General features: G+C 39.9%; 12 protein-coding genes. 6 read left to right on the top strand and 6 right to left on the bottom strand.

Annotation, left to right across the window (positions count from 1 at the left end; genetic code table 11):
• Positions 1–60: 60 nt before the first annotated feature.
• The 6 genes from BCY91_RS05005 to BCY91_RS18005 all read right to left on the bottom strand — a co-directional run bounded on the left by BCY91_RS05005 (position 61) and on the right by BCY91_RS18005 (position 7,140).
• Complete coding sequence (locus tag BCY91_RS05005) at positions 61–1,530, bottom strand: hybrid sensor histidine kinase/response regulator (protein WP_120180929.1); 1,470 nt, start codon at positions 1,528–1,530, stop codon at positions 61–63.
• Positions 1,508–1,924 (bottom strand): response regulator, encoded by a 417-nt coding sequence (locus tag BCY91_RS05000; RefSeq protein WP_120180928.1) that lies wholly within the window; start codon positions 1,922–1,924, stop codon positions 1,508–1,510. The genes BCY91_RS05005 and BCY91_RS05000 overlap by 23 nt, the downstream gene beginning before the upstream one ends.
• Position 1,925: 1 nt before the next feature.
• Positions 1,926–4,751, bottom strand: a complete 2,826-nt coding sequence (locus tag BCY91_RS04995) for a PAS domain-containing protein (RefSeq protein WP_120180927.1) — start codon at positions 4,749–4,751, stop codon at positions 1,926–1,928.
• A gap of 15 nt (positions 4,752–4,766) precedes the next feature.
• Positions 4,767–6,188, bottom strand: coding sequence for a sigma-54-dependent transcriptional regulator (locus tag BCY91_RS04990; RefSeq protein ID WP_120180926.1), 1,422 nt, complete (start codon positions 6,186–6,188; stop codon positions 4,767–4,769).
• Between the two features lie 170 nt (positions 6,189–6,358).
• The gene (locus BCY91_RS04985) at positions 6,359–6,874 is read right to left on the bottom strand and encodes an enoyl-CoA hydratase/isomerase family protein (RefSeq protein WP_317124677.1); all 516 of its coding nucleotides are present in this window, start codon (positions 6,872–6,874) and stop codon (positions 6,359–6,361) included.
• Complete coding sequence (locus BCY91_RS18005; RefSeq protein ID WP_317124676.1) at positions 6,862–7,140, bottom strand: enoyl-CoA hydratase-related protein; 279 nt, start codon at positions 7,138–7,140, stop codon at positions 6,862–6,864. The genes BCY91_RS04985 and BCY91_RS18005 overlap by 13 nt, the downstream gene beginning before the upstream one ends.
• A 1,611-nt stretch (positions 7,141–8,751) precedes the next feature.
• Here BCY91_RS18005 and BCY91_RS04980 point away from each other — a divergent pair.
• From BCY91_RS04980 to BCY91_RS04950, 6 genes are all read left to right on the top strand, one after another.
• Positions 8,752–10,239 (top strand): transglycosylase domain-containing protein, encoded by a 1,488-nt coding sequence (locus BCY91_RS04980; RefSeq protein ID WP_120180925.1) that lies wholly within the window; start codon positions 8,752–8,754, stop codon positions 10,237–10,239.
• The gene (locus BCY91_RS04975) at positions 10,230–10,862 is read left to right on the top strand and encodes a hypothetical protein (protein ID WP_120180924.1); all 633 of its coding nucleotides are present in this window, start codon (positions 10,230–10,232) and stop codon (positions 10,860–10,862) included. Before BCY91_RS04980 ends, BCY91_RS04975 begins: the two co-directional genes overlap by 10 nt.
• Before the next feature lie 410 nt (positions 10,863–11,272).
• Positions 11,273–11,503, top strand: a complete 231-nt coding sequence (locus BCY91_RS17535) for a hypothetical protein (RefSeq protein WP_120180922.1) — start codon at positions 11,273–11,275, stop codon at positions 11,501–11,503.
• Between the two features lie 55 nt (positions 11,504–11,558).
• Positions 11,559–11,954: a hypothetical protein gene (locus BCY91_RS04960; protein WP_120180921.1), complete on the top strand. Its 396-nt coding sequence runs from the start codon at positions 11,559–11,561 to the stop codon at positions 11,952–11,954.
• 101 nt (positions 11,955–12,055) lie between these two features.
• Positions 12,056–12,553 (top strand): helix-turn-helix domain-containing protein, encoded by a 498-nt coding sequence (locus BCY91_RS04955; protein WP_120181050.1) that lies wholly within the window; start codon positions 12,056–12,058, stop codon positions 12,551–12,553.
• A gap of 4 nt (positions 12,554–12,557) precedes the next feature.
• Entirely contained in the window at positions 12,558–13,583 is a 1,026-nt protein-coding gene (locus BCY91_RS04950; protein ID WP_120181049.1) for an HNH endonuclease signature motif containing protein, read from the top strand.
• Positions 13,584–13,706: the final 123 nt, after the last annotated feature.

Below are 13,706 nucleotides of genomic sequence, written 5' to 3'. Positions count from 1 at the left end.
TCAAATATAAGTTTATTTAAAGAAACAAATCCTTTATGTTAAAACATTTTTTTAACAAAGCTAAACGTCCCAGTTTAAACTCTGTGTACTTAAAGGCAATTTTAACGTAAAAACCGTACCTGCCCCTTCTTTGCTGGTAAAATTAATTTTCCCCTTATGGTTTATTACTGTTTTTTGAACGTCGGTTAAGCCCAATCCCGTTCCTCTGCTTTTGGTGGTAAAAAAAGGCTCGAACACATGGCTTTTATTTTCGTCACTTATGCCATGGCCATTGTCATGCAATTCTATAACCGCGTAATTGCCTTCTTTAAGCACGTTTACGTTTATTTCTGTTGCTCCGGCCTCTAAAGAGTTGCTCAGTATATTGGAGAAAGCATTTACAATACGCTCATAGTCTGCATTTATAAAAATGTTTTCGTCTTGCTGTTGCTGATGAACCTGTACCCCCTGCTTTTCAAACTGGCTTTGCAACAAGTCCAAACTTTCGTTTAGCATTACTGTCAAAGCCCGCGGTTCGGCGGTAAGTTCTACAATTTGTGTGGCGTTCACAAAATCACTTATCAATAGGCTAATGCGTTCTGTGTTGGCTTTCAAAATATCCAGGTAAAGCTTCACCGCCTCATTATCTTCGCTGTTTAGCTCCAAGTTAAGCTGATCTAAAGATAAATTGATGTTTGAAAGCGGGTTGGTAATCTCATTTGCCAAGCTTTTGGCCACGCGTGCGGTAACGGCGGCTTTTTCGGTAGTTACGGCGGTTTTTTCGGCTTCTAAACGGCCGGATATATCGTGGATAATGCAATAATAAAGTTCTTCCGTAGCGTGCTGGTCTATCTGCAAGAAAGCCGAGATAGATACTTTCTTAATCTCGTGATCGCGCGAAATCAACTCTGTTTGGAAGTCGTTGATGGCACCGTTGCGGTCCAACGCGTCCGAAAAATCTATGGCCTGTTTACGGTTGTAAAAGAGCTGGGTGCCGTTAAGCTCCAACAGCTCTTCTTTACCATAGCCCAAAAGTTTTAAACCGGCGTGGTTTACATCCCGTATGCCTCCTAAAGAATCCATGATTAAAAAAGGTTCTTTAGAGCGCTCAAAAATAATACGGAACTTGTTTTCGCTTTCGCGGAGCGCTTTTAAAGCGCGTTTATGTTTTAGCGCATAGCGGATAGAACGTTCAATGGCGTATGGACTAATCTGATCTTTCACCAGATAATCGGCTGCGCCGGTTTCTAAAGCATCTTCATCTACTTTAGCGTCTCCTTTGCCCGTTAAAATGATGATAGGCTCGTCCACATTAGATTTTATCGCCTCATGCAGCAAATCCAAGCCAGTGTATTTGCCCAAACGGTAATCTACCAAGTAAATATCATAATGGCTCTTCAACATGGCGTTGATGGCCTCTTCATAATTATTTACCCAGCTTAACTTATAATTTTCGCTCTTCGGGATGTCGGCAAAAATATCACGTGTTAGGATATAATCGTCCTCATCATCATCTACAAGCAATACGCTAACTGGTTTCATACTTGCCATATTTTTCAATTAAATTACGCGTTATCTCTACCATCATATCAAAGCTGATAGGCTTTGTGATAAACTCATTGGCTCCTAATTTTATTGCTTTCTCTTTATCGCGCTCGCTTTTAGAGGTGGATAAAATTACAACCGGAATTCCACTGGTGCTTTTATTCTTTTTAATCGATTGCAGTACCTCTACCCCATTTACTTTGGGCATATTCAAATCTAAAATAAGCAAGGCTGGCACAGTGGACGGTGCAGTTGCCAGCTTCTTTTTTAAGGTTTGTAAAAGCTGTTCGCCGTCTTCAAAAAAAGCCAGCTGATCGCAATAGGCGCTTTCGCTAAAAGCATCGTTAATAATCATTCTATCATCCGGGTCGTCATCGGCAATCCAAAAAAGCTTCTCCATATTAAAACTGCTGTAATGGTAAGATAATGATAAATGTTGTACCGTGGTTTAATGCGCTGTTTACGGCAATATGCCCGTTGTGTTTATCTACAATTTTTTTGCATACGGCCAGCCCGATACCGGTACCTTGGTACTCGTTACGGGTGTGCAGGCGCTGGAACAGCTCAAAAATTTTATCGGCATATTGTTGGTCAAAGCCGATGCCGTTGTCTTTGATGCTGATGCGGCAATAGTCTTTGTTGGCTTCCAAATCCGGATTATAGAGCTCGCTTCCTTTTAAAATCTCGCTTTTTATCTCTACCACAGGCTGCACGCCCTCTTTGGTAAATTTAATAGCATTGCTAAGCAGGTTTAAGAAAAGCTGGCGTATTTGCCCCGGCACCGCATTAATTTTATGGTTTACCATTAAATCAACGGTGGCGTTTTTCTTTTCTATGGCATACTCTAAATCTTCGATGATTTTTTGGAGCTCTTCGTGCAAATCCACCTCCACAAAACCTTCGTCTGTACGGGTAACGCGCGAGTAGGTGAGCAGGTCATCAATCAGGGTTTGCATACGTTCGGAAGCGTTTTGCATCCTTTTGATGTAATCCAGGCCTTCTTCGGCAATGTCCTGGCTAAATTTGCTCTGCAAACGGTCACCAAATGCCCTTATCTTACGCAAAGGTTCCTGCAAATCATGCGAGGCTACGTAGGCAAACTGCTCCAGGTCCTGATTAGAGTTGTTCAGCTCCTCCACTTTTAGCTCCAGGCTTTTCTGCACCTTTTTCATCTCGGTAATATCATGCATCACCACCATTACGTTGAAAACCTCACCGGCGGTATTTTTCACCGGTTTATAATCAATCATAAAGGTTTGATGGTTTAGCTCGCGCTCCTGCTGTATTTCCTCGCCACGGAAGGCACGGTCAAAAATATCCTGATAAGGTGTATCATCATCCTCTGGCACCAAATCTTGTAAAGAAGCGCCCTCGCGCAAGTGGTTTTGCTCGGTAAAGCTTTTTACGATAGGCCCATCAAACAGCAAAAGTTTTAGGTTTCTGTCAAACATCAGCACAATCGAATCTGGCACGTTGCTGGCAATGGTTTTATAGATGCTTTCCGTTTTTTCTACTAAAATTGCCGCGTTCTTCAGTTCGGTAATATCTTGCAGGTTACCGATAATTTTGGCGATGTTATCATCATCATCCAACACCAGTTTTGCCGTGAGGTACACGTAACGGATGCTTTTATCGGGGCGGACAATGCGGTATTCGAAAGCGAAGTTGGTTTTGTTGTTGAACATGCTCTCGAGGTAACTTTTGCATTTTTCGATATCATCCGGATGCACCAAGCTTTGGTAAAAATTAATGGTAATTTCTACCGAGTTTGGCTCGTAGCCGTGGATGCGGAACAGCTCCTCGGACCAAAAAAAATGATCTATCCCGGCAAACCACTCAAAACTTCCGTTATGCGCAATAGATTCTGCTTCTTTTAACAAGGCTTCGTTTTGCGATAGTTTTTGGCTGGTTTCTTTCAGCTCGGTGATATCCAAACAGGTACCTATTACTTTATTATCCGGTTTGATGTAGCGGCACTGCGCTAAAATGTACCGGCGCTGGCCGTTTACCCAAAGCACCTCATACTCGGTATTAAAAGATGATTGGTTTTTAATGGCCTCTTCCAGCATACGTTTATAATCTGCACGGTAGCTAGGGATAATCATGTTATACATCAGCTCCAAATCGGGCGAGATGGAGTTGGGCATATAGCCGAAAATCTTATACAGGGCATCAGAGAAGTTAATTTCGCCGCTTTCTACATCCAACTCCCAACTGCCCATATTAGCCAGCTTTTCGGCATTTTGCAACAGGTTTTGCCGGCGTTCTAAGGTTTGTCTGATTTTTTCTTTAGCCCTTACCTCCTCGTCCAAAATCATGTTCATTTGGTGCTGTTTGGTGATGTTGCGCGAGTAAGTTAGGCTAATACCCAGCAAAGGCACAATATAGGTGATGAAGCGGAGGAATTGTGCAACGTTGTACTCGATATCAAAATTTTTGAAGAACACCGCCATATGCACGTTGGCAAAGATGGCCGGGATCATGCTCAGCACCAGCATCTGGAAAAAAATACCGCTGTTTTTTTTGAGCAAGCGCGGCATCATTAGCGCACCCCATATCAGGTAAAGGGCAATGCTTAACCCTTCTAGCGGATGCGTAAAAAAAGAATCGCGTTGTACAAAAATATCGCGGACATTCTCTAAAGTAAACAGGGCAAAAACCGCCAAGAAGGTGAGCAAAGAGAATGTTAAAGCAACGGGTTTTAAAGAAGGACGCGTGGTTGGATCAAGCACAGGCACGCGGTAGTTTGGCCTCAGCAACATCAAGGTGCCTATCATCAACAGCAGTACCTGCAATATGCGGCCTAAAAACCAGCTCATATATATGGCGGTATCTACCGACATGTTGGTTTTTATAATACCGAAAACAACTAATAAATGCAAGGCATCAAAAAATGCCACGCATAACATCCCCAAACCAATAATAGGCGGCGCCACATCGTTTTTTACCCTAAAATCAATAAGCGTTAACAAACAGGTGAACGCGGCAACCGCGATGCTGAACACAATCCAGATGGTACTAAAGGTTTTACCCAATATCAGCTCGGTTGCTACCTGTTCTGTAATTTTAGAGAAGCTGAAAAAGCGGTAACCGCCATAAGCAATCTCGACCCCTAACATAGAAAGCACCGTGGGCGCGATACATATCAGGAAAATAGCCCAAAAATATCCCATGGGGATATTGATTCCGCTTTGTTCTTTTTGTAAGGAGAGTTTGTTAATTGACACGGGACAGGGGTAAAGTTATTCCATATTGATTGCTTTCATTTTATTGTACAACGTTTTACGGTCGATGTTGAGGATTTGTGCCGCTTTTGTTTTGTTAAAGTTTACCTCTTTAAGCACGCGCAAAATGGTTTCGTATTCGGCTTCTAAGGCCGCGTTTTTCAAATCCAGCTTTTTCTCTTTGGCGCCGTTGGTGCTGGCTGTTTCCACTGCATTTTCAAAAGCCGATACTTTAGAGAAGGTGGAAATTTCTAGAGGCAGGGCTTTAGTTTGGATAAAATCGCCCTCGGTTAACAGTACGGCACGGCGCAACACGTTTTTTAGCTCCCTTACGTTGCCCGGCCAAGGGTAAGTTACAAAGCTTTCTTCTACCTCGGCAGAGAAACCTTTTACATCTTTGTTTAACTCTCTATTGGCCGACAGCAGGAAATATTCGGCAAAAATCATGATGTCTTTACCGCGCTCGCGCAGGGGCGGCATATAAATACCAAATTCGTTAAAGCGATGGTACAAATCTTCGCGGAATTTCCCCTTAGAGATGGCATCTATCAGGTTTTCATTAGTGGCCACAATGATGCGCACATCCAAATCAATCTCTTTTGTAGAGCCTATTCGCTTTACTTTACGCTCTTGCACGGTACGCAATAAAGCGGCCTGGATTTCGTAAGAGAGGTTACCTACCTCATCTAAAAATAAGGTTCCGCCGTTTGCCATCTCAAAATGGCCAATTTTGGTGTACAATGCTCCGGTAAAAGATCCTTTCTCGTGGCCAAAAAACTCGGAACCTGCCAGCTCTTTGGTTAAAGAACCACAGTCCATGGCCACAAAAGGCTTGTCTTTGCGCGGACTTTTTAAATGGATGCTTTTTGCTACGGATTCTTTTCCGGTGCCGCTTTCGCCGATTAGGATAACGCTGTAATTTGTTGGCGCTACCAAATCTATTTGCCGGCTTAGCTCTTTGGCGGCAGGGCTTTGACCCACTACATATTCTTCCAGACGGAAATCCTGACTGCTTACTTCTCTGTTTTTTCCGGGCTCTGTCTGAGTTTTTGGCTTATCCATTTCCTCATTCAAAGCCTGTTGGGTTTCAATGGCCTTTTTGATGGTGTTTAAAATCTCATCTGGGTAAAGCGGCTTGGTGATGTAATCATAAGCACCCATTTTGATGAGCTCTACTGCCAGCTTGATATCCGAATAACCGGTGATGATGATGACCCCCGTGCGCGGATATTGCTGTTTTATTTTTTTTAGAATCTCGCGCCCATCGGTATCTTCTAACCTGAAATCGCAAAGCACTAAGTTGAATTCTTCTTTTTCTAAAATCTCAAAAGCCGAGACGCCAGACGTTGCCGTTTTTGCTTCAAAACCGTTGCGGGTCAAGAATTTTGAAAGCAAAAGACCAATATTAACTTCATCGTCGACTATGAGAATTTTTTTCATCTGGTTGTGTTCTTTTATACGTAAGGCTGTACTGTTTAAAAAGCTTGAGATTTAAGAGGTTAATTTCAGTACCGCGTTTTGGTTTAAGTTAAGCGAATATAAATACTAAAATTTGGATGGGAAAAATTTTCTACACAATTAATTTTAAAGAAATTTATAATATTATCAAATTAATTGTACTTACTAAAATTGGGCTTTCGCTTCTCTAAAAATGCTTGTGTGCCTTCTTTAAAATCTTCTGAAGCAAAACAAGTTGCAAATTGTTCAATTTCAATATCGTAGCCATTATTTACGCTGTCTGTTGCGTTAACCGCCTTTATAGCGGCACTGATGGCACTTGCAGGCTGTTTTAAAACTTGCTGTAAAAAAGCTTCGGCTTCCGCTATTAAATCCGCAGCCGGAACGATGCGGTTGATGAGGCCGATGGTAAGTGCTTCGACTGCGTCAACTTGCCGTGCCGATAAAATTATCTCCAAGGCTTTTGCTTTACCTACCAAGGCCGGTAAACGCTGTGTGCCACCGTAACCGGGAATAATGCCCAAGGTAAGTTCGGGCAAGCCCATTTTGGCATTCTCACTTGCAAAGCGGAAATGGCAAGCCATGGCCAGCTCTAATCCGCCACCTAAAGCGTAGCCGTTAACCGCAGCCAAAACCGGTTTTTGCGCGTCTGCAATCAGGTTAAACACCTCGTCCTGATTTTTTTAGCGAAAGCTTTTGCTTCTGTGGCTTGTAAAGCCGCCAGTTCTTTAATATCGGCCCCGGCCACAAAAGCTTTATCTCCGGCTCCGGTGATTAAAATAGCGCCAGTTTGGGCATCGGCTAATGCCTGATGTAAAGCTTGGTGAAGCTCGGCGAGGGTTGCTTTATTTAAGGCGTTCAATTTCTCGGGGCGGTTGATGGTGATGCTGAAAATACCCTGCTTTTGCTGGGTGAGTATGTTTTGATAATTCATAGCTGTTTTTATAAAGTGTACGGCTTTAAAAGCAATATAAGGATTTGTTGGGAGATGGGAGGGGCTTTTCTGTGTAATACTATTTCTGGCTCGTTGGCGCTGGAGTAGGTGTGTCTGCTTTTTTCGTCCATCTCCACTAGGGCTAGTCCTCTTTCTTGATAAAAGTACCGAGCCTAGCAAGCGCGTAAAAGCCTTTAAAAACATTGAATAAACTCTGCGCTACGCCGATTGCTACAATGCCAAAGCGCGCAGGGCTTTCCGCCACTCATTGGCGCGACACGCCTAGTCCTTTTTTCGGTAGTTTTTATTATTTTCTTTTGCCCTCAAGAATGCTACGCATTTTTCCTTGACGCAAAGGACCAAAGGTCAAGGCTGACCTCATTTTGTTTGTTGCGCCTGCGGGAAATCTTTGAGCGCAAACCGAAGCCGTGCGAACGGTTGTGCTTTAACAGAGTTTCTGCAACACTCGTCGGTTTGCCCACGTTAGTGCAAGCATTAATGTTTCTGCAAAAAGATTTCCCGGGCTCCACTGCCAAAACTCGGAAGGCCGTCCGGTCGCACGGGACACTTTGGGCTAATAACGTACGAAGATCAAACTCCGAAGTTTTAAAAACTTCGGAAGTTTAGCTACTAAACGTTTTCCCCCTCGTTTAAGTCTTCCAACGGATGACTTAAATGCTTTCACGAAACCGAGGACTCTGTCCGGAATGCCCGTAAACCACTTTTAATTAAATGATACTGCAACTTCCCGGTCAAAGTCCTTTGTTTCTAGCCATGGTTTAAGTTATCGCTGAAATAGCGAACACTTAAACCAGTTGCGCATCGCCTGTGAGCTTGTCAATAGCTTGGAGCTCCGTGACACAATTTGACTAAGAATGACGCAGTAATTTTGGTGATTTTCGGCTTTTTTTAGTTTACTCGTTCGCTAAACGAATACTTAAGGGATACTTAAAGAATACTTAAAATAGGCTTCCGAACAGACGAAAAGATACAAGTGCCATAACAACTTTTAAGATGATTTTTGTTCATCACACCTCGAGGGCTAGTCTTTTTTTCCACTCCCAATCATATTTTTTCCAAGGCATTCAAGAGTGCTTCGCAGTTTTTCTTGATAAGAAAGTAACAAAAACTCGGAAGGCCCTCCTTATCGCTTGGGATACCCCGAGGTTTGGGAGATAAACACCTGGATACGGTTTAAACAGTAATTCCTCATTTTTTAGCTTATCTAACAATTTACTCCGATATAAAACAGTTGGTATATAGCTAAGTAAAAACCGCATGAAATCCCAACAAATGAGCGGTTTAATTACGTAGGTTGCCCAAGGCCCCATGTCCATTTTTTTTGTGGGGTTGCCGCTCTTTTCAGAGATTTATAATCCAGGCTATCCACTGCTATTCAATATTACCTTGAGTATCATAATGTGTGATAATATTCCAATGGCAACCGAACAACATCAACCAATTGTTTTTAGAATTTATATTTTTAACTACATTTATCTGAGAAAAGAACCGATTTATTGCGCAAAGCCAGCGAAAAAGGATGTGTTGTGGAGGTCCTATTGCGCATATATTTAAGTTGGTGGCAATGCTAAATGACGACACAACAACACAATGAATAACGAATTAAACGGATATGTCATTTACGGTAAGGACTCTGAAAGAGAAACCCCTTTGGGCGTTGTTTCCGACACTTACGACTGTCAAGCTATTTCAGACTATGTTCCAACTCGTTTAAAAGAATTCGTTGTAGAAATAGAAGACAAAAGATTCTATAGTCATAATGGCATTGACTTTAAAGGAGTATCTCGGGCAATTATTGAAAATATAAAGGCAGGTCGTATGGTTCAAGGTGGCAGCACTATTAGCCAACAACTAGCAAGAAATATCATTCGTGACACTAGCAAGACAATAACAAGAAAATTAAAGGAAACCATTAAAGCAATTCAAATTGAAAAGCAATATTCAAAAGATGAAATTTTGAATCTGTATTTCAACAATGTTTATTTTGGTAAAAACATTTGGGGATTGAGAACAGCAGGTCTTTACTACTTCGGTAAAGAAGTCGAAAAGCTAACCCAAACTGAACTACTCTATTTACTAACAATTTTACGTGGACCAAATTACTACTCAAAGAGACCGGTAATTACTGAAAAGAGATATAAGAATATAAACAGGATTTTGCTTGACAGAAAAATAATTTCAAAAGGCAGATTTCAAAAAAATGAGAAGTCTAAAATCATTGTTACCGAAACCCAACTTTCAAATTTTAAAAATGCTTCCATTCCGTTTATAGCAAATCGTATTGATGATAAAAAAAAGACTATAAAATCTTCCATTGAATTTAAAACCCAGGAATTCGCAAGAAAATTTGTTGCTGAATCAAAGTATCCTGTGTCAATAGTTGCCTTGAGAAAAGGTAAGATTGTTGGCTTTGCTAGTAGTTATGGGACTGACTATCCATTTATATCAAAGTCAAATGTCGGTTCAACTTTAAAACCATTTTTATATTGCCACCTTAGAAAAAACGGAATTTCGGAATTTGAAAAATTTGATGCTTTTAGAAATAATTTGAATTGGGAAGTAAGAGAAGCAGGCTATTACAAATCACGTTTAAATCTCCAAGAAGCATTATTTTACTCAAATAATAACTCATTCTTAAATGCTGTTGGAAAAGTCGGATTTGAAAATAGCTTAAATTTCTTGTCTGACATTTTTAATAAACCTGAAACAGATTTTTTTCCTTCAAGTGTTTTAGGTGCTACGAAAAATGGTATTTCTTTATACGAATTAGCTTTAGCATATTCAAATTATTTTAATTGCGAGAATTTAACTGATACTAAAACCGAATGCCTTTCAATCCTTAACAAAGTATTCTACGAGAAATTGGGAATTAGGATTGAAAATGCCTTTCTTAAAACAGGAACAACTAACGACAACAAAGAAAGATATGCCGTTTTGGGTAATGCTGACTTGGTATATGCTGTTTTAAGAAATGAAAACGAGCTGAATGATGAATCGAAAGAAGGAAGCTTTATGAATCAAATTTCAAGGAGTGTATCTTCAATGTTAAAACCTAATTTGAACTTCGTATGGATATAAAGACAATTATTAAAGAAGCAAATCCAGACATAGTAATATTCCTATCAACCACATTAATAGCGTTTATTTCTTGGCTTGTAAAAAGTTTAGTTGAAAAGCCTTTGACAGAATCTAAAAATACATTTACGAAATATTTTGACAAACGCATTGAAATTTTGACCGAAGTAAAAACAAGACTGAATTTCATTGCTTACTTTCCTGAAGGCGAAGATAATTTAGAATACAAAAATCAACTACAGTCAATCCTACTTACAGACGGTAAAGCGGCTTATTTGAGCAAAGAAGTATATGACAATGTTCTAAGGATATCCATTGACCCCAAAACAGATGAAAAATTGCTATTGGCAACAATAAAAAGTATTGACGAAGAACTTTATAAGAAAATTTCAAAGGTTCAAGATGAGATTAACTTTTATAGACGCTTTTCAAACTACAGTCCTTTAAGACGTTTTGTTGGTATTACTATTCTTTCTTTACAATATGTTGTTTCATTAACAATCGTCATTTCGCTTTTACTTTTAATGACAACGACATTTTTCAATGGTAGTATTTATATAAAAATTGGAGTAATACTGACAGGTATTCTGGGACTGTATTTGACTGACAAATGGCTAAAAAGATGAGAAGCACAGCCACCAACAGCCGTTTTGCAAAAGCGGGGTTTTCGTGCTTCTATAACAGTGAAGTGCTAAATTCAAGTTTTGTGCATCTAGTAAAGTTTAGTGCTGAAAATCCCCGCCTTCGCAAAGCGGCAAAACGTCGTTATGTACAATTGTTCCCCGACAGAAATTCATCAGTTAAGGAACGTTCCCGACTTTGCAAACCGACAAAGTTGGACTGACCAAAGCTTTTAATAAATTGAACCAAAAAACCGAACTGAAAGAATATTTTGAACGAACGGAATGAATAAATAAACGGAATTTAAACGCTTTTATAACATGTGTTAGACCGACCAAAACGCTCAATTGAACGACAAACCATTGGACTTTGGACCGAACATAACGCCTGACCGACCGATTTTTTTTAGTTGTTAATGACAAACTTAAAGAAAACTGAACTCATTGTTTTAGGGCTGACCGAACTGAAACAGGAAATGCTTGAATATCGCAACGACAGAAAAGATACAACTGTACATAACAGCAAATTTGCACAAAAATGGCTGACGGTGGTTCAACTCAGGTTTTTCGTTAATTATTCAGTCCAATGCGGTACGACGTCGGTTCTGCAAATAATGCCATTTATGCGCAAATTTTCAAAACGTTAGCGGTCAGCATACAACGACCCTGCACTAAAACAAAACACATAACGACACAGACATTATGAAAGCAAAATTAATTACATTATTTTTTGTGCTATTTGCAACGACTTCATTTGCTCAAAGTACATCGGAAGCTCCTCACCAGAATATTTCTACAGATAGTGCAGTTGTTTATAGACTTTTTTCTACACGAAATATGTACACGTTTATCAAATTGGACACAAGAAACGGGAAAATGTGGCAAGTTCAATGGGGTACTGAAAGCAAGTACCGTTTTGAAACCACACTATCGGACATCTCACGAGTAGAGAAAGAAGAAGAGAAAAATGGCAGATTTTTTCTTTACCCAACAACCAACATATATAATTTCATTTTGCTTGACCAAATAGACGGCAGAGCTTGGCAGGTACAATGGGCGATGGAAGAAAAAGATCGGATGGTTCTTCGCATCTATTAAAACTTGTAATTGGCAAATTTGCCAATTACAAGTTTTCTTTTTATCTTTGCTCCATAACTTTTAAAAGTGGCGACAACACGATAAACTCGGCAAATAAAATTATGATACAAGCAAAATTTGTAGATGACTTTACTATTGAAGTCATTGCACAAGACGGAGAAAAATTCACTTGGAACACTTATTTTCCAACTCCAAAAGCAGACCAACAACACTATGCTGAAAGATTAGCATATTATTTTCAAAAATATTATGAAGATAACATGGGATACAGTACAGGTATGAGTATGCAATATTGGGTTTGGATACAAATGAATTATTACGAAGCACTTGGAATTAATGGCGGAAAAGGTGACAGAGACGATGAGAGAATTTTACTTCATCAAGAAAGAGAAAAAATAGGAGCAAAAATCCGTGAATTGCGGAAAGAAAAAAATATTGAAGCAAAAACGCTTGCTCAAATTGCGAATATAGATGCAGCTAATCTTAGTCGCATTGAACAAGGACGTTATTCTGTTGGCTTAGATATACTTTCTAAAATCGCTTTAGCACTTGGAGCTAAAATTGAGTTAGTTGATTTCGTTGAACCTAAAAAATCATAAAACTATGGTCAATGTAAATCACTTTGAAAAAGAATGCGACTGCATATATAAGGACGAGCAATACTCTGTTCGGGATAACGGTGCTGTATTACGACACGCTCCTAACAACAAACGACCACGACCAACCGACAACAATTGGACTTTTGGCAAACTGAACAGCAAAACAGGTTATTTAGAAATCGCTTCTGTTCGTATTCACAGAATAGTTGCGACAGCGTTTCACAAAGAACCTCCAACAAAAGAACACGTTGTTGACCATATTGACACAAACAAACAAAATAACCGACCTGACAATCTACGTTGGGTAACAAGATTAGAAAACATTTTGCTCAATCCAATTACCGCAAGACGTATTGAAATTGTTTGTGGAAGTGTTGAGGCGTTTCTTGCCGACCCTTCAAAATTTCGGGACAAATTTCCAGACCCAAACTATGAATGGATGTGTGCTGTTAGTCGTGAAGAAGCACAGGCAAGTAAAGAAAGATTATTGGCTTGGGCAGAAAGTGACAAACCATTGCAAAGTGGTTCATTAGGAGAATGGATATTTAATAGAGAAAATAATCAAAATCAACCTGACACACGACCTAATTATATAATATCAAAAACACCCAATTCGGCACAGCGTATTATTTTTAATTTTGAGGACAAACCAAACGAATATCCAAGCACACCACAAGTGTTTGAAGGCAATCCATTGACAGCGTATCATAAAAACTTGACCAAGGGAGCGGTTTTCTTCAGAAACCATAACGGAGAATATGTAGTTGTGAAAAGCGGATTTTCAAAAGACCGACACACTCTATATGTACTAACAAAGGCTGCTTATGTATATCGGGAACAAAAAGATGGAGAATGGAAACCTGTACCTATAGCTAAACTTTCTGAAACAGTATCTGACACAGATTTGCCCCACTCACTTGCGGAAATAACCTATGAAGATGGTTTGTTTGTACACGGAAAGGTAGAAACGGGCTTTCATCCAACGGAAGAGTTGGAGCAGTTATTTGACGACTATATACAAGAGGTATAATAACGTAGAACAAAATGCCGGACCGCTAACATGGTATTGCCGCAATGGGGGGGGGGGGTGAAGTGCTTCTATGAAACTTTTGTGCTTAAACAAACGGTAGTGCATCTATTGAACATTTGTGCT

The sequence above is a fragment of the Pelobium manganitolerans genome, assembly GCF_003609575.1.
In the GTDB taxonomy this organism is placed as follows: Bacteria; Bacteroidota; Bacteroidia; order Sphingobacteriales; family Sphingobacteriaceae; genus Pseudopedobacter; species Pseudopedobacter manganitolerans.
This window is presented reverse-complemented; position numbering and strand designations above follow the sequence as displayed.